16 protein-coding genes and 3 tRNA genes are annotated in these 20,131 nt (G+C 73.3%); 4 read left to right on the top strand and 15 right to left on the bottom strand.

Annotation, left to right across the window (positions count from 1 at the left end; all coding sequences use genetic code 11):
* Positions 1-21: 21 nt before the first annotated feature.
* The 7 genes from KZ829_RS07895 to KZ829_RS07865 all read right to left on the bottom strand — a co-directional run bounded on the left by KZ829_RS07895 (position 22) and on the right by KZ829_RS07865 (position 9,678).
* Positions 22-3,789, bottom strand: coding sequence for a hypothetical protein (locus KZ829_RS07895; protein ID WP_220143173.1), 3,768 nt, complete (start codon positions 3,787-3,789; stop codon positions 22-24).
* A 169-nt stretch (positions 3,790-3,958) separates the two neighbouring features.
* The gene (locus KZ829_RS07890) at positions 3,959-5,257 is read right to left on the bottom strand and encodes a vWA domain-containing protein (RefSeq protein ID WP_308285380.1); all 1,299 of its coding nucleotides are present in this window, start codon (positions 5,255-5,257) and stop codon (positions 3,959-3,961) included.
* Positions 5,247-6,425, bottom strand: a complete 1,179-nt coding sequence (locus KZ829_RS07885; RefSeq protein WP_220143172.1) for an AAA family ATPase — start codon at positions 6,423-6,425, stop codon at positions 5,247-5,249. The genes KZ829_RS07890 and KZ829_RS07885 overlap by 11 nt, the downstream gene beginning before the upstream one ends.
* Positions 6,422-7,936, bottom strand: coding sequence for an ankyrin repeat domain-containing protein (locus KZ829_RS07880; RefSeq protein ID WP_220143171.1), 1,515 nt, complete (start codon positions 7,934-7,936; stop codon positions 6,422-6,424). The genes KZ829_RS07885 and KZ829_RS07880 overlap by 4 nt, the downstream gene beginning before the upstream one ends.
* A 68-nt stretch (positions 7,937-8,004) precedes the next feature.
* Positions 8,005-8,079 (bottom strand) — tRNA-OTHER (locus KZ829_RS07875).
* A gap of 62 nt (positions 8,080-8,141) precedes the next feature.
* Complete coding sequence (locus tag KZ829_RS07870) at positions 8,142-9,521, bottom strand: ankyrin repeat domain-containing protein (RefSeq protein WP_220143170.1); 1,380 nt, start codon at positions 9,519-9,521, stop codon at positions 8,142-8,144.
* Positions 9,522-9,602: 81 nt separating this feature from the next.
* Positions 9,603-9,678, bottom strand: a tRNA-Val gene (locus KZ829_RS07865).
* Between the two features lie 168 nt (positions 9,679-9,846).
* Between KZ829_RS07865 and KZ829_RS07860 the strand changes: the two genes are divergently transcribed.
* Positions 9,847-10,485, top strand: a complete 639-nt coding sequence (locus tag KZ829_RS07860) for a GAP family protein (protein ID WP_220143169.1) — start codon at positions 9,847-9,849, stop codon at positions 10,483-10,485.
* A 200-nt stretch (positions 10,486-10,685) separates the two neighbouring features.
* Here KZ829_RS07860 and KZ829_RS07855 read toward each other — a convergent pair whose 3' ends face one another.
* From KZ829_RS07855 to KZ829_RS07835, 5 genes are all read right to left on the bottom strand, one after another.
* A complete protein-coding gene (locus KZ829_RS07855; protein WP_220143168.1) occupies positions 10,686-12,440 on the bottom strand; it encodes an ankyrin repeat domain-containing protein in 1,755 nt (584 codons plus the stop codon).
* A complete protein-coding gene (locus KZ829_RS07850) occupies positions 12,437-14,089 on the bottom strand; it encodes an ankyrin repeat domain-containing protein (RefSeq protein ID WP_220143167.1) in 1,653 nt (550 codons plus the stop codon). The genes KZ829_RS07855 and KZ829_RS07850 overlap by 4 nt, the downstream gene beginning before the upstream one ends.
* 111 nt (positions 14,090-14,200) lie before the next feature.
* Positions 14,201-15,295, bottom strand: coding sequence for a leucine-rich repeat domain-containing protein (locus tag KZ829_RS07845; RefSeq protein ID WP_220143166.1), 1,095 nt, complete (start codon positions 15,293-15,295; stop codon positions 14,201-14,203).
* A 32-nt stretch (positions 15,296-15,327) separates the two neighbouring features.
* A tRNA-OTHER gene (locus KZ829_RS07840) sits at positions 15,328-15,400 on the bottom strand.
* 46 nt (positions 15,401-15,446) lie between these two features.
* Entirely contained in the window at positions 15,447-16,079 is a 633-nt protein-coding gene (locus KZ829_RS07835) for a TetR/AcrR family transcriptional regulator C-terminal domain-containing protein (protein WP_308285379.1), read from the bottom strand.
* A gap of 50 nt (positions 16,080-16,129) precedes the next feature.
* Between KZ829_RS07835 and KZ829_RS07830 the strand changes: the two genes are divergently transcribed.
* On the top strand, positions 16,130-16,795 hold the full coding sequence (locus KZ829_RS07830; protein ID WP_220143165.1) for a DUF4386 domain-containing protein: 666 nt from the start codon (positions 16,130-16,132) through the stop codon (positions 16,793-16,795).
* Here KZ829_RS07830 and KZ829_RS44430 read toward each other — a convergent pair.
* Positions 16,756-17,271 carry a helix-turn-helix transcriptional regulator gene (locus KZ829_RS44430; protein WP_220143164.1) on the bottom strand — a complete coding sequence of 172 codons (516 nt, stop codon included), beginning with the start codon at positions 17,269-17,271 and terminating at the stop codon, positions 16,756-16,758. The two genes, KZ829_RS07830 and KZ829_RS44430, sit on opposite strands and share 40 nt — an antisense overlap.
* A 77-nt stretch (positions 17,272-17,348) precedes the next feature.
* Here KZ829_RS44430 and KZ829_RS07820 point away from each other — a divergent pair, with 77 nt between their 5' ends.
* Together KZ829_RS07820 and KZ829_RS07815 are read left to right on the top strand one after the other, a co-directional pair.
* The gene (locus KZ829_RS07820; RefSeq protein WP_220143163.1) at positions 17,349-18,272 is read left to right on the top strand and encodes an NADH-quinone oxidoreductase subunit B family protein; all 924 of its coding nucleotides are present in this window, start codon (positions 17,349-17,351) and stop codon (positions 18,270-18,272) included.
* 202 nt (positions 18,273-18,474) lie between these two features.
* Complete coding sequence (locus KZ829_RS07815) at positions 18,475-19,074, top strand: hypothetical protein (protein ID WP_220143162.1); 600 nt, start codon at positions 18,475-18,477, stop codon at positions 19,072-19,074.
* A gap of 1 nt (position 19,075) precedes the next feature.
* On the opposite strand, the gene hypB is transcribed toward KZ829_RS07815, so the two are convergent.
* Positions 19,076-19,732 carry a hydrogenase nickel incorporation protein HypB gene (hypB, locus tag KZ829_RS07810; RefSeq protein ID WP_220143161.1) on the bottom strand — a complete coding sequence of 219 codons (657 nt, stop codon included), beginning with the start codon at positions 19,730-19,732 and terminating at the stop codon, positions 19,076-19,078.
* A 2-nt stretch (positions 19,733-19,734) separates the two neighbouring features.
* Entirely contained in the window at positions 19,735-20,064 is a 330-nt protein-coding gene (locus KZ829_RS07805; RefSeq protein WP_220143160.1) for a hydrogenase maturation nickel metallochaperone HypA, read from the bottom strand.
* Between the last annotated feature and the right edge of the window lie 67 nt (positions 20,065-20,131).

Here is a 20,131-nt window from a genome sequence, read left to right as displayed (position 1 = left end):
CGCCGACCCTATTACGCCTGCTCAATACCAGGTGAACGCCTGCCGGAAGGCTTCCGCCGCGGCATCGTCGGCGCTCACCGTGAACGTGGTCATCGCACCCCGGTAGCCGGGACGCGGTGGCGTCACGGTGTACGGGTCGCCGGACCCCGGCTCGTCCTTCAACTCGATCAGGATGGTCTCCACCGGTGGACCGTCCCGGTTCACCAGTTCGTCGGTGACCGCCGCCGCGGTGTACGGGCGGTCCCCGGCGCCGTCGGACACCACGACGAGATTCACGTGCCGGGTCCGGGGCATCGTCTCCCGGATCCAGCGGTGCACGCCGGCGACCGCCGTCCCGGCCGGCGAGTCACCGCCCGGCGCGATCCGGTCGATCGTGGCGCCGACCAGCGGATACACGTCGCGCGCCGGTTCGGTGGCGACGAGTTGCCGGTATCCGGGATCGGGTGGGCGCCGCCCGCCGGAGAAGGACCACAGACCGAGACGGTCGCCCGTACCGAGCGCCGCCATCCCGGGACGTGAGGTCCGCCGGACGCGGTCCATCCGGCCCGTCATCGACCCCGACGCGTCCACCACCAGGACGGCGGTCACCGGCGGGCGCACCAGGGGCCATTGGGCGGCCACCGCCACCAGGACCATGTCCCGGACGTCCGGCAGGAGCCGGTCCGGGTTCGGGTTGGCGAACACGGGCCGCAGGAAGTCGTAGAACGCGCTCGCGAGATCCTCCTGGCCGGCCCCCACCGAGGCGAGCGTGATGAACGGCAGGTCGGCCTCGATGCCGTTGGACACCAGCGCGGTCGTGTGCCAGCGCCGGGCCGGCAGCCAGCCGCACCACCCCTCGTTGACGGCCCGGACCAGCCGGGGTTCGGTGATCACCACGGTGACGCCGTCGTCCCGCTCCTGCTCGCACAGCGGCGCGGGCCCGTGCTGCTCGACGTCGGCCACGTTCGCGAGCATGTCCGCGACCCGGGTCCAGTTCGCGGCGTCCCCGGAGTCGCGTGCGGACAGCTCCTGCACCCCGGCGGCCCCGGCGGCCAGGCCGGTCAGCACGGAGAGCCCGGCCGCCGAGCGTCCCGGGTCCGGCAGGATCAGCCGTAGCGGGCCGAGACGGCCGCCGGTGTCGCGCCGCCAGCGGCCGGGGTCGCTCAGGTACCCGGCGATCTTCGGCCATCCGGCCCCGTCCAGATGAGGCCTCGCGCGTTCGGGGAAGGCCATGACCAGCCCGCCCTCGCCCAGAAGCGGGTACCTGATCGTGACCCCGGGCGGGGCGGACCGGATGGCGGCGTACGACTCGGGGATCCACACGTCCGCACCGTCCGGGGGCCCGGCCAGCGGATCGGGGCCTGCGTCGCGCACCAGGATCCGGTCGCACACCGCGTTCTCCGACCGGTTGAACCGCTGCGCCGCCTCGGCGACCGTGGCGGCGGCGGACTCGGCCACCGCCACCTGGACGGACACCCGGCAGGCGGCGTCCGCGACCTTCGCCGCCAGGGTCCGCGCCGCCCCGGGGACGACCGTCGCACCGGTCACCAGCAGCAGCGCCACCGCGGCCAGGGCGGTCACCGTGGTGGTGCTCCGGCGTACCGGTGAAGGTGGTGACATGGCGGACGCCGGCGGCGGATCGCCGGAGAGATACGACCGCAGCCTCTCGTGCCGGAACCGGTAGGCCGGGCCGTCCTGGCGCAGGACCTGGCGGCGGTGCGCGTCCTCGAGGAAACGGGTCAGGCGCCACGGCAGGCGACCGCGCGCGGCCAGCCACGAACGGGCCGCCGTGTAGGCGACCCACGGGGCGCCCGAGCCGAAGGCCGCCAGCACCGTCACCGGCAGTCCCGCCAGCACGGCCGCGATGGCGGGACTGCCGCCGAACAGGGCGACCACGGCGGCCGTCACCGCGCCCACAGCGAAGCCCGCGCCGAGCGTGGTCATCAGCAGCGTCTCCCGTTCGCTGCGCAGCGACGAACGGAACGTGGCGGCGACCGCCTGATCCGGATCGGTCACGTCGGGGACGCTCAGCCAACGGCCGACACCGATCGGCACACCGATCGCGAGAGCGCCGCCCAGGCCGGTGGTCAGGGTCCTGGCCAGCACCCGCGGCACGAGCGGAAGCCAGCCATGCCCCGGCTCCCAGCGTTCGACGGCGTCGAGGATCGCGATCACGGCGGCCGCCGGAAGGCTGAAAGCGGACGCCGTCACGCAGCCGTGCGCGATCCGCCGCGGCAGGGTGACGGCCCGGCGGCCGAACCGGTACGGGACGATCCGCCGGCCCGCCGCCAGACCGTTGCTGACGATTCCGAACATGGTGCCGCCGACCACGCCGAGCAGGCCCAGCGAACCGAGCAGCTCGGTCGGGGACGCGCCGGTGACGGCCAGCGCCACCGACCCGCCGACCGCGAAGACCGTGCCTGCGGCCAGGCCGTCGCGCAGCGCGGCGGCCAGGACCGCGAGACCACCGGACGGTTCACCCCCGCGGACGGTACGGGCGGCGCGCAGCCCCGCGAGGACGCCCAGGGCCAGGCCGGTGATCGTCGCGTACCCGATGGCCGGCCCGAACCGGTAGCCGGTCAGGGCCGCGAAGCCCGCCCCCACGGCCGCGCCCAGCCCGGTCGGCGGTATCGCGACGACCCCGGTGAGGACCGCCGGACGGACCAGCGAGGCCAGCATCCACCAGCGCAACTGTGGTCCGGCGGCGAGCAGGGCGAGCCTGCGGCGGTCACGCTCCGCCGGGTACGCGGTACGCAGGAACTCGCCGAGCAGATGGGTGTCCACGGTGTCTCCGGCCATCCGCAGCAGCTCCGACGGGTCGGTGGCCGGCGCCCGGTAGACCGCCCGGGCCAGGGAGATCATCAGCGGGTTGGTGAGAGTGACGGCCAGAGCGCCGCCGGGATCGTCGCGCAGGCGTTCCGCGACCGGAAGCCAGCGCGTGCTGCCGTGGACGTCGCTGTCGGTGAGAAAGGCGATCGCGTCGTCCGGCGGGACCGGCGCGATCCGGACCACCGCCGCCCTGCCGAGCGGGCCCCGGGCCGTGACCGCCCGCTCGTACTCGGCGTCGCGGCAGGTCAGGACCAGGCCGGGCAGGCTAGCCGCGATCCGGTTCAGCTCGTCGAAGGCGAGAGCCGGATCCGGAAGCTCGTCGAGACCGTCCAGGATCGGCAGGACACGACCCTCCGCCACCAGGTCCGGTGGCGTGCCCGGATAGTCCCCGGCGACCCGGCGGGCGATCCAGTCGTCCAACGGCTCACGGGTGTCCCAGGCGGGCAGGGCCAGCAGCACCGGAATCGGGTCGCCCGGTTCGGCCAGGTCGACGGCGGCGACCGTGAACAGTGTCATCAGGCTCGACTTGCCGGAGCCGGGCGCGCCCAGCACCACCAGCTGGCCGGGGCGGGTCTCGCGGACCAGCTCCACCAGGCGGTACGCGGCCGGGGCGTCCCGGTCCAGGCTTCCGGCACGTGGCGCCGGCACGCCGGCCACGGCCGGCGTCGCGGGGGTCCAGGTGAGGCGCAGCGCTCGCGGTTGCTCCAGACGGCGTACGCCGATCTCGTGCCGCCACTGCCTGCGCACCCGATCGGCCAGCCGGTCCGCGGCATCGTCCGCCGGGTCCGGGGTGGTGGGTGCGCCGCGCCGCAGGCCGAGCACGCCGAGGACCAAGGCGACGATCAGGCTGCCGACGCTCGCCAGCTGATCCGCCGTGGACAGCGCGCCCTCGTGCCGGGCCAGGAGGACGGCGAGGCAGGCCGCGACGGCGACACCGCCGGCGACCTGCGCGAGGCGCCGTCGTGGCTCCGTCGGTGGCACCGGGCCACGGTAGCGGCGGGGCGGCGGGCACCGGTATCCATCGCAAGCGGTACAGCGACGCTCGCCGGGCTCCGGGCAGGTGCGGCCCCGCGAAGGCTTCCGAGGTCAGATCCGAACCACGTCCGGGCTGTCAGCAGAAGCGCTACCCACGGCCAACAGCGGGCGCCGGTCATCGCCCGGGGGTGGCGGCCTCCAGCGGGATGCGGATCGTCTCGATCCAGGATGGCGGGTCGTCGCCGCATTCGCCGATCACTCCGGCGATGACCCGGACCTGGCCGGGCTGGGCATCCGGCCACGGGGTGTAGCCGTCGGTCAGGACGATGACGATGTGTGGAAGTTCCGGCCCCTTCAGCGCCTGTTCGATGCCGACCCGCATGTCGGTGCCGCCGCCGCCCGCCAGGACGACGTCACCGACCGTGGCGGCCCGGCGCACCGCGTGCACGTCGGCGTCACAGGCCAGCACGGCGACCCGGTTGCGGCCGATGCCGACCGCCCGCAGCACCCCGGCGACCTCACCGAGCACCGCACGGAGTTCGTCGTCGCCCATCGAACCGGAGGTGTCGACGACCACCGCCACCCGCGGCATCGGACGGCGCAGGCTGGGCAGCACCACGCGGGGAACGGCCGCCCCACGCCGGGACGGGCGCTGATAGGTGTAGTCGACCGCCCCGGAAGCCCAGGACGCGGCCTCCCGGACGGCGCCGGTGAGAGCCCGCCGCCAGTCGACGGTGGGTTCCAGGATCTCGTCCGCCCAGCGACGCCACCCCGCCGGGATCCGGCCCCGGGCCTTGGCCTGAGCCCGCAGCTCCTGCGCGGTCTGCCGGCGGATCGCGGCCGCCTCGACCGGGCTGACCCGGGCGGCGTCCGACAACTCCCACGGCTGCGGGCGGCCGTGCGCTCCGGAGCCGCACTCGTGGTGCCGATGACCCGCCGGGATCCCGGGCACATACTGCTCGAACAGCTGCCCCTCGGGAAGGCCGAACATCTCCGGCCGCATGGCGCCCGACGGCAGCGACGACAGATCGTCGTTGATCTCGCAGTCCTGGGCGATGTTGACCCGCTGATGATCATGCCGGTACTCGGGAACGAGCAGCGCGGCCCGCGCGTGATGGTCCCGCAGCAGGTGGGCGACCTCGTGCACCCAGACGGCGGCGAGCTCGTGGACCGGCGTGGCCTCGACGAACCCGGGATTCACATAGCAGCGCCAGTGCCTGTCCACGCCCATCGTGGGGACGCCGAGGCTCGGCACCACGGTCAGGCTGTAGAGGGCGGACGCCAGATAGGGCTGGCTGCCTGCCGCTTTGAGCCGCGCGGCCAGCAGCTTCGTCCGGTCCAGCCGCCGGGCCGCCTCCCGCGCCGGTGCCGCCGCTTCCGAGTCGGTGTGGGCCGAGGCGACGGCGTCCTGGACGGGCGCCACCACTCCCGACTCGTCGAGCGCCGGAGCGACGGGGTTCGGGTCAGGCGCCACCGGTCAGCATCCCGGAAGCGGTGAGGACATCCAGGAAGGCGTCGATCGACGACGGGACCGGCCACTTCGGATCACGCATGCGGGCCAGGTCGAAGGCGGCCCGGGCGGCCACGTCCGGGACCCCGGCATCGACGGCCTTCGCGAGCACGGTCCAGCCCGCCTCCCAGCGGTCCCGGGTCACCGAGGCCTCGATGGCGGCCACGACCGCGGTCAGGAACGCCAGCTGGCGGTCACCGCGGTCGGGCAGCGCGAACGCGGCCGGGTTGGCGAGGACCCGCTCGGGGTCGGGCAGATCCAGCTCGTCGAGGTAGGTGGTCAGCTCCAGGCCGGGACCGTCACCGACCGCGCCGATGATCGCGGTGGCCAGCGCCTCCCGCCCGGTGCCGGCACAGAAATGGAAGACCAGCAGGCGCAGGGCCATGCCCCAGGTCCGCGGGGACGGCCAGGCGCCGCCGCGCGCCTCGGCGTCGGTGGGCAGGTGGTGGGTGAGACCGGGGCGGGCGGTCAGGAAGCCGGCGATCACACCGCGGGCCCGGGCCAGCGCGCTGGGCGCCCGGTCCAGCGACACGGCCGGTACGTCGATCCGCGGCCACACACCGGTCAGACCCCGGGCGACGACCCGCGGATCGTGCGCCCAGTGCAGGTGGACGAACCGGTTGGCCAGCGGCGGGCTGAGATGCCAGCCGTCGGCGGCGCTGGACGGCGGGTTCGCGGCGGCCACGATCCGCACCTCGTCGGGGAGGACCAGACTGCCGACCCGGCGCTCCAGCACCACCCGGAGCAGGGCGGCCTGCACGGCCGGCGGCGCCGACGACAGCTCGTCGAAGAAGAGCAGGCCGCGCCCGTGGCGGGCGAGCCGGACCGCCCAGTCGGGCGGCGCCATCGGCACACCCTGAACGGCCGGATCGTCGCCGACGATGGGCAGACCGGCGAAGTCGGACGGCTCGTGCACGCTGGCGATGACCGTCTCCATCGGCGCGTCCAGGCCTTCGGCGAGCTGGGCGAGGGTCGCCGACTTGCCGATGCCCGGCTCGCCCCAGAGCAGCACCGGAAGGTTCGCGGCGACGCACAGGGCCAGCGCGGCGGCCCGGTGGTCGGTGACCGGCTCGGTCCGGGTGACCCTGATCTGGCGCAGCAGCTCGTCGGCGGCGTCGAGCCCGGTCGTCATGCTTTCTTCCCCCTGAGGTAGGCCAGCGCGGCGGTGAGGCCGGGAGTCATGTCCCGGTTCGTGAGCGTCTTGAGGTACTTCAACGGCGAAACGCCCTGCACCGGCAGGCGCGGGTCGGCGCCGGCGTCGACCAGAGCGATGATCAGCTCGATCGGCCACCGCCGGGTCAGCGCCTCGAACAGCGGCGTGATGCCCTCCCGGTCGCGGGCGTCCACGTCGAGGCCGGCGGCCAGGAGCCGGGGCAGCACCGCGGGATCCCCGAACGCGCCGAGCAGGTGCACCAGGGTCCGGCCGCCGCCGTCGCACAGCCGCGGCTCGAGCCCGGCGTCGAGCAGTGCGGTCACCACACGCGGGCCGCCCGACTCCAGCCGCAGCCACAGGTCGCGGCGGTGCTCACGCAGGGCTCTCGGCAGCCACCTGGCCCGGCCGCGCCAGCCCAGGTCGGCTTTGAAGCAGCCGCCGATCTCCCCGCCGAACGCCTGGAGGGACAGCTCACGCTGCCGCTCGTCGTCGCTGTGCTCGGGCAGCTCGAGCCGGCCGGCGCGGACCGAAACCCAGTGCCAGACACCGCGGCAGCGGACCCGGAACACCCGCTCGTCGAGAAGCCCGGCGGGCACGAACGACGGGTCGGGATCTCCCGTCACCCCGGGTGCCAGCACGTCGCGAACCAGCGGATGCAGGTCGGCAGGGTCCAGGCGGCCGGCCTCGATCAGCGCCCGGTCGATCGGCGGGCGGAGCATGTCGGGCAGCAACCGCAGCTCGGCCCCGTTCGTCTCCGCCGGCCGGCTCGCCGGGACGGTGACCCGGATCCGGTCACCGGACGCCAGCAGGCACAGCTCGCTGACCCCCCAGCGCTCCTGCAACACCCACGACCGGCGGCCGAACTGTGCCGAGATCCGGCGCAGCTCGCGGGCGGCCAGCACCGGATCCAGGCTGCGCAGCAGCGAGAGGTGCCACCGGCGCCAGGCACGGAAGCCGTCCTCGTCGAGCTCCCAGCCGGCCGCGGTCCAGGCCTCGGCCAGGGCCGCGTCGCCGTCAGCGGGACCGGCGGCCCCGGTGTGCGGCAGCTCGCCGGCCCGGCGGGCATCCCAGAGGTACGGCGGGAGCGGGCAGATCGAACGCCCCTCGATGTCGCCGGCCCGCACCGCGTCGAGCGTCAGACGGTTCGCCCCGTTCGAGGTCTCGGGCGTCCGGACCATCAGGACCGTGGTGTCCGGCCTGACCGGCCCGTCGCCGGCCAGCAGGTAGCTCCGCCAGCCGACCAGATGGACGGTGCCGCCCATGGCCCGAGGGAGATGCCATCGCAGCAGGTCGGGCGCGAACCCGGCGAGCAGACCGGCGACCGGCCCGGGATCGTCGAAGGTGACGTCGATCAGGGCCGCCTCGCACGCCGCACGCCAGTCGCCACGCTCCCGGGCCGCGGTGCACTCGGCGATCATCCAGCTGGGAACCGCATACCGCCGGATGCGCTCCCCATCGGACAGCTCGAGCCGGTCACGGTGCAGGCTCACCGGAACGCCCCCACCCGATGACTCGTCCCGATCACGCCGGTTCCTCCCCCGTGCCGCAAAACCCCAGGTGGCGAGGCCGACCGGAGTCGAACCGGCGTCCTCCCGGTTGATGCCGGGCGCGACGACCTCTGCGCTACGACCTCGCCGCGCCGGAGCATACGCGAGCCCTACGACATTTCCGCCGGTCCGCGATCCGGCCCCGGCGTCAGGCGGGCGAGGCGGCCCACTCGGCCGGGTCGGTCAACGAGAGCTGAGGGTACGCGCCGGCCGCGTTCAGCGCCTGGAGCAGCTCAGCCGGAGCGGAGTGGACCAGCGCCTCGCACATCGGCGTCCAGCCCCGCCGGCTGACGGCGTTGATGTCGAGGCCTTCGGCGAGCAGCCGGGGCAGCAACTCCCCGTGGTCGAACAGGTGGATCCGGTGCAGCAGGGTCCGTCCCTGACCGTCGCGGATGTGCGGGTCGAGCCCCGCGTCGAGCATGTCGAGCACCACCCGGCTGCCGCCGTGCTCCATCCGCCGCCACAGGTCGCGCCGGTGCTCGAGAAGGCCGCGTGGCACGGCGCCCTCACCTCCGTACCATGCGGATTCGGCCCGGAAACATCCGGCGAGCGACCCGCCGAAGGCGCGGAGCGCCTGCTCCCGCAGCCGGTCGGCGTCGGTGTGCTCCAGCAGGTCGAGATCGTTGCCGCGAAGGCCGACCCAGTGCCACTCCCCACCACAGCGAACCCTGACCCGTACGTCGTGGGCGCACCGCCGAGGCGGTGCGGAATCCACCGGAGCATCCGGGAACAGCGCCGCCCGGACCAGCGGATGCACGTCCCGAACCGGGATCAGCCCCCGCGTGACCAGGCCGATCTCCACCGGCTGCCGCAGCAGAGCCGGATGCAGACATGGTCGCGCCGGCGTCATCCCCGGCTGGGGTGGGTCCAGCAGTGAACGGGTGATCCCGTTCCGCTCCCCCGCCACCTCGAGCCGGACGCACCGCGACGGCCGCTGGTGACCGTCCGCCCACACCGGAAACGACCAGCCCCGGAACAGTTCGGCGATCCACCGCAGCGTGCGCGCGGCCACCCAGGGGTCAGCCTCGTCCAGGACGGCCCGGCCGGCCCGCGGCCAGGATCGGGCGTCTGCCTGGTCGATCAACCACCCGGCCGAGGCCCACAGGTCGATCGCCCCGGCCCCGCGCGGCCTCGCGGCTCCACCCGCCGCACGCGGCTCGGCGGATCGGCGGGCGTCCCACAGGTGGGGCGGAAGCGGGAAGACCGGCCCCTCCTCCAGATCCCCGGCACGCGCCGCTTCGAGGGTGAGCCGCTGGGTCCCGGTCACCCACCGGGGCGAGCGCACCACGAGGACCCAGGTGTCGGGTGTGATCGGCCGGTCGGGGGCCAGGACGAACCGCATCCTGGGGGCCAGTGCGGCGTTTCCGCTGGACGACCGTGGCAGATGCCAGCGGAGCAGGTCGGGCGCGAACCCGGCGAGCAGGCCGGCGACCGGGCCGGCGTCGGTGAACGTGACATCGATCCGGGCCGCGGCGCAGGCGGCCCGCCAGTCGCCGCGCTCCCGGGCCTTCGTGCACTCGGCGATCATCCAGTCGGGGACCGCATAGCGACGGACGAGCCGCCAGTCTCCCAGAGCAGAAATCGGTCGACCCCCGTGTCGTTGCTGAGGTGGCGGAGCCGACCGGATTCGAACCGGCGTCCTCCTAAATGTCTTCCAGGCGCGACGACCTCTGCGCTACGACTCCGCCGCGACGGAGCATACGGCGGCCCACCGACACTTTTGGCGGGCGGCCCGGGCGCCGGGCACGTGACGGCCTTCGCCCGGGGCACGAACGTGGCCACGGGACCTGATCGGGCAAACGACGTCCGGGACGGGCTCCGCTTGGGAAGGATGAGCCCGAAGGAGGGAAGCCGTGAATTGGCTGAGCGTGCTGTTGCTCGCGGTGGTGATGATCGCCGGCCCGCAGATCATCACCGCCATCTTCCTCGCCTCCAGCCAGGAGGCGAGGCGCAGCTCGCTCGCCTACCTGGGTGGGGCCGGGCTCGCCGGGCTGATCGGGCTGACCGTCTGGCACTTCGCCTTTCACGTCGTGCGAGGTGCGGGAGGCGGCCAGGGCAAGCATGACGGCACTCGTCACCTGATCGATTGGGTGGTGCTGGCCGTGCTGCTGGCGCTGATGGTGATCATCTTCGTCCGCCGCAAGCGGAGCCGGCCGCCGAAGTGGATGAACACGTTGCAGGCGGCCAGCCCCCGCTTCGCCTTCGGCTTGGGTTTTCTGCTGTTCATCGCCATGCCCAGCGACGAGGCCACCATGGTGGCGGTCACCGGAAGCCTCGCCGGCCACGACAAACCCTGGTGGCACCTGCTGCCGTTCCTGGCTGTGACGCTGCTGTTGCTGGCGTTGCCGCTGATCATCCTGCTCGTGCTCGGTCAGCGCGCGGTGACGGTGCTGCCAAAGGTCCGGGACTGGGCCAACGAGCACTCGTGGCTGGTGAGCGAGGCAGTCATCCTGATCTTCGTGACGATCGTGGTGTCCGATCTGCTCAAATGACATCCTCTCCGCCCAAAGGACGGAGATTCCCTCCACGCTGCGCGTGGACCGCGCGGCGTCCGGGTGGGTTACCGCTTCACTGCGCGGTGCCGGGACGAGTCCCGGTCTTACCCGCGCTCCACGGTCGTTTCGGCTCTCCGCCTGTCCGGCGGCGAGCACGTTGTTTGATCAATCGACCCAGGAGCGCGACGACCCCTGCTCTACGACTCCGCCACGGGCGATCCTACGTTTCTCCTGAGGAAGGAGATCACGGCGAGCGCCTCCGCGGGCCGGGGTTCGGACCGCATCTGATCCTGGAAGTCGACGGCTTCGAGAAGGGTGAGGTCCTTGTAGTTGTACGCCCGGCAACCGGGATTCGCCCCGGCCGCGACCAGCGCCTTGATCAGGTCGAGCGGCCAGCCCAGGGCGACACCGGTGGCGAGCGGCGTGTTGCCCTCCCGGTCGAGGGCGTCGACGTCGGCCCCCGCCGCCAGCAGACGCGGCAGCAGACGCTCATGATCGAAGGACCGGAGCAGATGCATCAGGCCACGGCCCCGCCCGTCGCGCAGGCCGGGGTCCATCCCGGCGTCGAGCAGTTCGAAGACCACCCGGCTACCGCCGTGCACCATCCGAAGCCAAAGATCATCGCGTACGGCGTGCAGCCGTCGCGGCAGCCGCCCAGCATCGCCGGTCCACGCCCGTTCGACGGCGAAACACCCGGTCACCACCCCGCCGAAGGCCCGCATGGCCCGCTCCCGCCGCCGCTCGGCGTCGTCATGGGCGAGCAGACGGAGACGCCCGTCCCGGCTTTCCACCACATGCCACCGCCCGCCGCACCGCACCCGGGCCGCTTCCACCCGTGAGACAGAGGAGTGGGACGCCGCTCCGCCCCGCGGCAATAGCAGCGAACCGGCTCCCAGCGGGGCGGACGAGGAGGAATCGCGCCGCGGCGACAAGAGGGACGAGGTGAGCGAAGCGGCCCCCGGCGAGGTGGGCCAGGGGAAGGGAGCGGCCCCGGTCGCCGGGAACAACGCTGATCGTACGAGTGGGTGCAGTTGAAACGGTGTGAGCAGTCCATTCCAGACCAGGTCGAGGTCGACCGGCGAGCGCAGCAGCGCGGGATGCAGGCGCGGCAGCAGGCGGATCGGCGCCGATTGCTCCCACCAGTTCGCCTCGACCGCGGTGGCCCGGACAGCGTTCCCGTCGACGTCGATCCGCAACGCCCGCGACCTGTCGTACCACAACGCCCACGACGGCTTCCCGAACTGTTCGGCGAGCCGCCGTACCTCGATGCGCAGCCGCAGCGGATCGATGGCCGCGGCCGTGCGCCGGAGCCTGTCGACCGCCCGGCCGAAGTAGGGATCCGTGAAGTCGCCGTCCACGACGATCCCGGCCGCGTCCCACGCCGTGGGGGTGCCACGGTCCAGCAGGACCCGTTCGGCCTGCCCCGGCCGGTCGGTGCGAAGCCCCAGCTCGGCCCGTGGAAGCCGGTCCCCGTCCGGCCCGAACCGCGGAACCCGCCGCTCGTCACCGCCGACCGCGGCCCGCAGCTCACCGGCCTGCCGGGCGTCCCACTGCCAGGGCGCGAGCCGCACGACCCTGGGCTCGTCGAGGTCACCCATCCGGGCGGCGCCGAGCCGCAACCGCTGCGACCCGAGCACCGACGCGGGCGCGGTCAGCCGGAGCACGACGGTGTCGGGGCCGACCGGACCGTCCGGGGCCAGCACGTACTCGATGCCGGTGGCCAGCGTGGTGTGCCCGCCGAGCGCCCGTGGCAGGTGCCAGCGCACCAGATCGGGCGCGAACCCGGCGAGCAGCTCCTCCGGAAGGCGCTCCGGGCCGGGGACGACGTCGATCTCACCGGCCAGGCACGCGGCCTGCCAGTCGCCTTTCGCCCGTGCCGCGGCGCATTCCTCGATCATTCTCTCCGGTACGCCGTACGCCCGGATCCGTCGCCACTGTGGAAGGTCGGTCACGCTTTCTTGCGGACGTACTCGACGGCGGCCACGAACTCGGGTGGAAGGTCCTCGAAGTAGTGCAGCACGTCGTCGGCGTAGTCGATCACCGACATGTCGTCCTGGTTGGGCAGGTGCGGGTCGGCGCCCGCGTCCACCAGTGCCCGGATCAGGCCGGCCGGCCACCGGTGCACCACCGCGAGGTAGAGCGGTGTGCTGCCCTCCAGGTCCTTGGCGTTGACGTCGAGCCCTTCGGCGACCAGCCGGGGCAGCAGACGGGCGTGGTCGAAGGAGCGGACCCGGTGCATCAGGGTGCGGCCACGGCTGTCCCGCAGGTGCGGGTCCATACCGGCGTCGAGCAGTTCCAGGACGACCCGGGTCCCGCCGTGGATCATGCGCAGCCACAGGTCCTTGCGGTGGGCGCGGATCCGTTTCGGGAGGCGGCCGCCGGTGCCGCGCCAGGCCTGCTCGGCCGCGAAACAGCCGGTCACCGCGCCACCGAAGGCGCGCATGGCGCGTTCCCGCTGCCGCTCCTCCGCACTGTGCGCGGGCAGCTCGAACCGGCCGCCGGCCAGGCCGACCCGATGCCACTCCCCCTGGCAGCGCACCCGGATGATCTCCGCCTCCGCCGGCGAGCGAGACGATTCGCCCCATGAAGCGGCGGGCGAGAGTGCGGACGAAGCGGCCGGCGGGGCCGGGGAACGAGGCGGCGTGCCGGAGGCGGTCGTGGAGGAGTGGGCGGGGAACAGCGCGGCCCGCACGAGCGGATGCAGGTCGGCGGGCGTGAGCCGGCCCGCCCGCACCAGGTCGAGGTCGGGCGAATACCGGGTCAGGTCGCGGTGCAGGCGCGGGGCGTGCCGCATCGGGTCGGACCAGCCGCGGTCGGACTTCTTCCAGGCGACCCGGATCCGATCGTCGTCGACCTCGACCCGCAGGTACCACCGGAAGTCGGCCCACAGCGCCCAGGTGGCCTGCCCGTACTTCGCGGTGAGCTGCCGGGCGTCGAACGCCACCCGCAGCGGATCGACGCCCGTAAGGTCTTCCTGGCGCGCCCAGCCGTTCCCATCCGCGTCGGTGACCAGGAGCCCGGCCGTGGTGAACGCCGCGGCCAGGGTGGGCGCCAGCCGCACCCGCTCGGCCAGCGCCGGCGCGTCGTCCCACGTGCCGAACTCGGCATCGGGCAACGGCTCGCCGGCCGAGGTGAACCCGGGCATCCGCTCCGCCGAGCCGCCCAGCGCGAACCGCAACTCACCGGCGTGGCGGGCGTCCCAGAGGTAGGTGGGCAGCGGAAGGTAGCTCTCCTGCCCGAGGTGGGCGCCGCGCACCGCCTTCAGGGTGAGCCGCTGCGATCCGATCAGCGACACCGGCGAGTCGACCACCAGGGTGAGCGTGTCCTGATCGACCGGACCGTTCGGAACCAGGACGTACTGTCGCTGGGGCGCGAACGTCGTATAGCCCCCGAGTGCCCGGGGCAGATGCCAGCGCAGCAGGTCGGGTGCGAGATGGCGGGCCAGCTCGGCGCCCTCGTCGTCGAGGTCGACGTCGATCCGGGCGGCCGCACAGGCGGCCCGCCAGTCGCCGCGCTCACGCGCCTCGGTGGACTCGGCGATCATCCACTCCGGTAGGGCGTAGCGGCGGATCCGCGCCCACTCGGTCAGGGTGCCGCTCATCGCGCCGCCTCCGCCGCGCGCGGCCGGCCCGGAAACGAGCCGGACGGCCCGCTCATCGGGTCACCGGAGCGCGGTGGGCGCGGCGGGACGCGCTTTGACGTGGCTGCTCGGTCACCGGTAGACGCTCACGATCGCGTTGATGTCCTCGTGTGGTGGGGTGGTGGTCTTCGGGGCCTGCCGTCGCATGCGCCGGGGGACGCCGCCGTTGAGGCCCAGGTGGTCGAGGTGGGCGCCGGCGGCGAGCAGGAGCCGGGCGCCGCGGCCGGTGACGCCGGTGAACCGCACGTCGAGCCGTTTCAGGGCGCTGCCGGGCAGGGCCTCGGCGAGCAGGGCCGCGCCGGTGTCGCCGACCTCGTTGGCGCGGCCGCCGAGGGCACGCTCGGACGGTGGCCGGGCCAGGTCGAGGGCGGTCCACGCGCGCAGGTGCGCGGCGAGCGGGGCGATGTCGGTGATGCCGTTGCCACCCAGGCCGAGGGTCATCGCGGACCCCGACAGGTTTTCCGCCAGGGCGGCGGCGCCGGAATCGCCGAGGTGGTTGACGGCGAGGAACAGCTCGCGGACGCCGCCCTCGCGGACGAGTCTGGTGAGGACGCCGACCGCGTCGGGGCCGAGGCCGTTGCCGCCGAGGAAGAGGCGCTGCATGCCGGGCGGCCGGGCGGCGAGGGCGTCGGCGAGCGGTTCCAGACCGGCGGCGGTCAGGCCGGTGTTGACCAGGTCGAGCGTACGCAAGGTGGTGTTCTCGGAGAGTGCGGCCGCGAGCCGCGCCACCCCCTGGTCGCCGATCGGGTTGCGTTTGAGCCAGAGGGCGCGGACCGTGCCGTCGGCGGCGAGCTGGTCGGCGAGGGCGCCGGCGCCGTCCGCGTCGATCCGGTTGCAGCCGAGGTAGAGGGTGCTGATCCGGTGGCCGGGGGCGAGCGCTCCGGCGACCGCGCGGGCGCCGTCGGCGCCGAGCCCGTTGGTGCCGAGCAGCAGGTGGGTGCGGTGTGGGGAGGCGGCCGCGACGGTGGTGACGCGGGCCGCCTGCTCCGGGCCGAGGCCCTGTTTGCACAGGTCGACGCGGCCGTCGGGGCGGAGCAGGCCGCGGGCGAACTCCTCGGGCTCGGCGATCGGCTCGGGTGCGGCGAGGCGGCCCAGGATGCCGTCGAAGTCGCCCGGATCGGCCAGGCCGCGATCCGGGTCGTTGATGGCCGGGCATCGAATGATCATGCCGACGCCTCCCCGCGGTGGTGGTCAGGCGGCGAAGCCGGCCGGATTCGAACCGGCGTCCTCCTGCTCGATGCCAAGGCGCGACGACCTCTGCGCTACAACTTCGCCGCGCCGGAGCATACGCGACCCCACCGACATTTCCGAGCAGGGCTCAGGCGCGCAGGCGTTCCAGGCCGTCGAGCACAAGGTCCAGAGTGAACTCGAACTCGACCCGGCTGTCGCACCAGCCGAGTTCGGCCTCGTGCGTCTCGCCGGCGACCATGGCGGTCAGGTGCGGCAGGACGTCGGCGACCGCGCTCAGGTCGTCGTCGGCGCCGGCCTGGGCGTTGAACACCTCCTGGACGAAGCCGAGCGGCATGCTCCCGAAGGCGTGCAGCGCCCGGTGCGCCAGCCGGTACGTGAATCCGCCCTCGACGAGTGTGCCGAGGATGGCGTCGTAGTAGGTGTACACACCGAACGGCACCGACTGTCGCGAGTTGAGCAGCCCCGGCCCCCACGGGTGGCGCAGCATCACCTCCCGCGCGGCGAGGAACCGGCCGCGCAGCCGGGCCCGCCAGTCCGCGCCGCCGGCTCGGCCGACCGCGTCGAGCACCTCGGCGACCAGGGTTTCGGCGACGCCGTCCAGGAGGGCGTCCTTGCCGCGCAGATGGTGGTAGAGCGACATGGCCTCGACGCCGAGGTCGGCCCCGATCCGGCGCATCGTCACCGCGGCGAGCCCGTCGGTGTCGGCGATCGTGACGGCGGCCGCGAGTACGCGTTCGCGGCTGAGTGGTTCCTTGCGCACGGCGGCTACCTTACACAGTAAGACCAGCCTTACGACGTAAGGGAAGAATCATGCCCTCGCAGCGCACCGCCCGGACCACCGGAGCCCTCTACCTCGGCCTGGCCATCAGCGGAATGATCGGATTCCTGCTGCTCCGCCCCCGCCTCGACGACGGGGCGGCCGTCGCCGGCCACCCGACGCTGACCCACCTCGTGGTCCTCTTCGAACTGCTCATCGTGCTCAGCCAGGCGCTCACAGCGGCCTGGATCTACCGGCTCTTCCGCACCGCCGACCCGGTGAGCGCGGCCGGCGTCGCGGCGTTCGGCCTGGCCAACGCGGTCGTGATCCTGATCAGCGCGGCGATGCTGGGCGCCGCGGCCACGACCGGCCCGGCGACCACCAAGACCCTCTTCCTGATCAGCTCGAACCTCTGGTGGGCCGGTGCGATCTTCTTCGGGCTCTGGCTGGTCCCGATGGGCACGGCCGTGCTGAACACCGGCTGGATGCCCCGCGCGCTGGGCTGGGTGCTGATCGCCGGCGGCGCCGGCTACGTGCTCAGCGCCCTGGTCAAGGCGGTGGCCCCGGACGCCGCCGCGGCCGCCGACCTGCTGACCGTCCCGGCCTCGATCGGCGAGTTCTGGATCATCGGCTACCTGCTGATCATCGGCACCAGGCAGGGGCAGAGCGAGGAACAGCGTCAGAGCGGCGGTTCCCCGAAGGCCAACCTGATCCGGTGAAAGTCGCGCAGCCGCGGCTCGGTGGCGCCGGACACCCAGCGGCTGACCGTCTTGGTGGACACCTCGAGGCGCCGGGCCGCCGCCTCCAGCGTCAGCCCCTCGGCCCGCAGCCGCGCCGCGAACCAGGCGGCGAACGACGCCGGCGCCGGCACGGCCACCCGGGCCCCGTGGGCGGGCGGCCGCGGCGCCTTCGTCACGGTGGGGGCGGACGGCGCGGCCGACGAGCTGAGCACGTCGATCTCGGCGCCGGACGGGAAGATCCGCAGCGACACCTGGATGGCGGGGCTCACCCCGGCGGCTTCGAGCAGCACGTCGGCGACGCGTTCGCAGAGGTTGCGCACGTCCTCGTCGGACACCGGCGTACCGGTGAGCTGCCGCCGCAGGAAGGCCCGGACGTCGGGCAGCGCCGACGGGCGGGCCGGGAACGCCTGCGCGACCACGGTGAGCGGGAGGATCTCGACATCCGGGGACGGCACGGAACTGATGGTACGGAAACCCGCGATACCCGAACGAGTGACAACGGATCCGGTGGTTCCGCCCCTACGCTGAACCGATGCTGCACGTCCTCTGGATGAACGGCGGGCTCAGTTGCGACGGCGAGTCGGTGGCGATCACCGCGGCCACCCAGCCGAGCATCGAGGATCTGGTCCTGGGCGCGCTGCCCGGAGTGCCGCCGATCGAGTTGCACTGGCCGTACCTGGACTTCCAGAACGGGCCGCCGTTCATGGAGTGGTTCCACCGGGCGGCCCGCGGGGACCTGGAGCCGTTCGTCCTGGTGGTCGAGGGGTCGATCCCGGACGAGGGGAACAAGACGGCCGGATACTGGTCGGGGTTCGGCAACGATCCGCGGACCGGGCAGCCGATCACCGCGGCCGACTGGCTCGACCGGCTGGCCCCGCGGGCGTCCGCGATCCTGGCGGCGGGCACCTGCTCGTCGTACGGCGGGATCCACGGCATGGCCGGGAACCCGACCGGGGCGATGGGTGTCCCGGACCACCTGGGGTGGAACTGGCGCTCCAAGGACGGGGTGCCGGTGGTGTGCGTGCCCGGCTGCCCCACCCTGCCGGACAACCTCACCGAGACGCTCATGCACCTGGTGACGCACGTGGCCGGCGACGGCCCGCCCCTGGAGCTGGACGAGGAGCTGCGGCCTCTCCGGCTGTTCGAGTCGACCGTGCACTCGGGCTGCGACCGGGCCTCCTTCTACGACCAGAGCGACTTCGCGGCCGGGCAGGGCTCTCCGTCGTGCCTCGTGAAGGTCGGCTGCTGGGGCCAGGTGGTGCGGTGCAACGTGGCGAAGCGGGGCTGGATCAACGGGGTGGGCGGCTGCCCCAACGTGGGCGGCATCTGCATCGGCTGCACGATGCCCGGGTTCCCGGACAAGTTCCGGCCGTTCGCCGAGGACCCGCCGGCGCCGGTGTTCGTCCCGCTGGAGCAGACGCTGCGGGGCTACACGCTGCGGGTCGCGGGCGAATGACCGGTCACCCGAAAGACGCAAGCGCCGTGACAACCCCCGGACAGAACTGTCCGGTCAAGGCTGTGAGCAGGGAGAACACGACCCGGTGGGCCGGTCAGAGGTGGGTGGACAGCCTTGGGTCTGGCCGCGTGGCGCCGGGCTCGGGCAGCGTCAGGACCACGCCGTAGTCCGGCGTCTCACGGATCCCCCTAGGAGCGACACAGTGTTCTGGCGACGAATCTCCGCGCACCGGGCCCTGGCGGCACACAATTCCGGCCGGTGGGCCGGTGTCCACGTGCTCGACCGGCGCTCACCGAGGCGGCCGTCGTCGTGTGCCGTTCCCGGCCAGTTCCGGAAGCCGGTCTACCGCGAGCCGGAGAGCACCTGGTGGGACGCGCAGGAGCACGACGAACCGGTCACCGTGGTGGTGCTGTCCGCCGGTGACGCGGCCTGGGTGCTGGACGGGCTCGCCGGTCTCGCCGAGGGGCGGCGGCTGCTGCTGGTGGTGGTCGGCTGGGCCGACGCCGACATCCTGATCACCGGCCTGTCCCGGCTGCTCCCCCGGCGCCGGATGATGGTCCTGCCGGCCCACCACGGCGAGGACTGGCTGCGCGGCAACGCCGCGATAGTGGCCGGCTCACTGCGCGAGGGTGTGCTGCCGATCCTGGTCGCCCACACCGCCGACCTGCACGCCGTCGCGGCCGATCTCAGCGGCCGGCTGCACGCCGACCGGGTCCTGCGGGTCCGGCACACGCCGTTCGGCGCCGGCCTGCTGCCGGTCTGGCACCGTCGGGAAGCGTTGCATCGGTACGTGGAAATGTGATCTACGCCGCCCGCACCCACGCATACCAGTCCGGTAGGCGCTCGCCTCGGGTGGCGGAGACCGTCAGGATCGTCGCGCCCGGATTGACGGCGGCGATGTGCCGGCGGCAGGCGCCCACGTCGAAGTCGACGTACGGCAGCAGGTCGGTCTTGTTGATGACGACCAGGTCGGCCACCGCGAACATGTAGGGGTACTTGAGCGGCTTGTCCGCCCCCTCGGTGACCGACACGATCACCACGCGCGCGTGCTCACCGAGGTCGAACAGCGACGGGCAGATCAGGTTGCCGACGTTCTCCACGAACAGCAGCGAGCCGGGCGGCGGGTCGAGGTCGTGCAGCGCACGCCGGGTCATCGCGGCGTCCAGGTGACAGCCGGCCCCGGTGTTGACCTGCACCACCGGGGCGCCGGCCGCACGGATCCGCTCGGCGTCGAGCGGGGTCCGCTGGTCGCCCTCGATCACCGCGACCGGGCGCCGCAGCTCCCGTACGGTCCGCTCCAGCAGGGTGGTCTTGCCCGAGCCCGGTGAGCTCATCAGGTTGATCGCCCGGATCCCGCGGGCGGTCAGCAGTTCCCGGTTGGCCCGCGCCAGGTCGTCGTTGCGGGCCAGCACCCGCTCCTCGAGGGTGACCGTGACGACCGGCCCGTCGTCGAAGCACATTCTCAGGCCACCTCCATCGACACGATGTGCAGCTCCCGGCCGGTGGTGACGGTGACGTCGGCGCTGCCGCACGGGCACAGCGGGATCATGTCGGGCAGCCGCTGATCGGTGCGGCAGGCGCGGCAGAACACCACGGCCGGGCGCAGGTCGAGGTCGAGGGCGGCGCCGTGCGCGGCGGTGCCGGTGGCGGCCAGGTCCCAGCAGAGCCGCATGGCATCCGGCAGGACCGCGGTGAGCGCTCCGATCCGGACGGTGACCCGCCGCACCGGCCGTCCGGCGGCGCGTGTGCAGACCGTGTCGATGATGTTCTCGGCAATCGCCAGCTCGTGCATGGCGTTTCGTCTCCCGCGTTGATGACGCTGTACCCCGGTCAGGTGGCGCGGATTGACAGTCTTGCAC

The organism is Actinoplanes hulinensis (assembly GCF_019429605.1).
GTDB classification, from domain to species: Bacteria; Actinomycetota; Actinomycetes; order Mycobacteriales; family Micromonosporaceae; genus Actinoplanes; species Actinoplanes campanulatus.
This window is presented reverse-complemented; position numbering and strand designations above follow the sequence as displayed.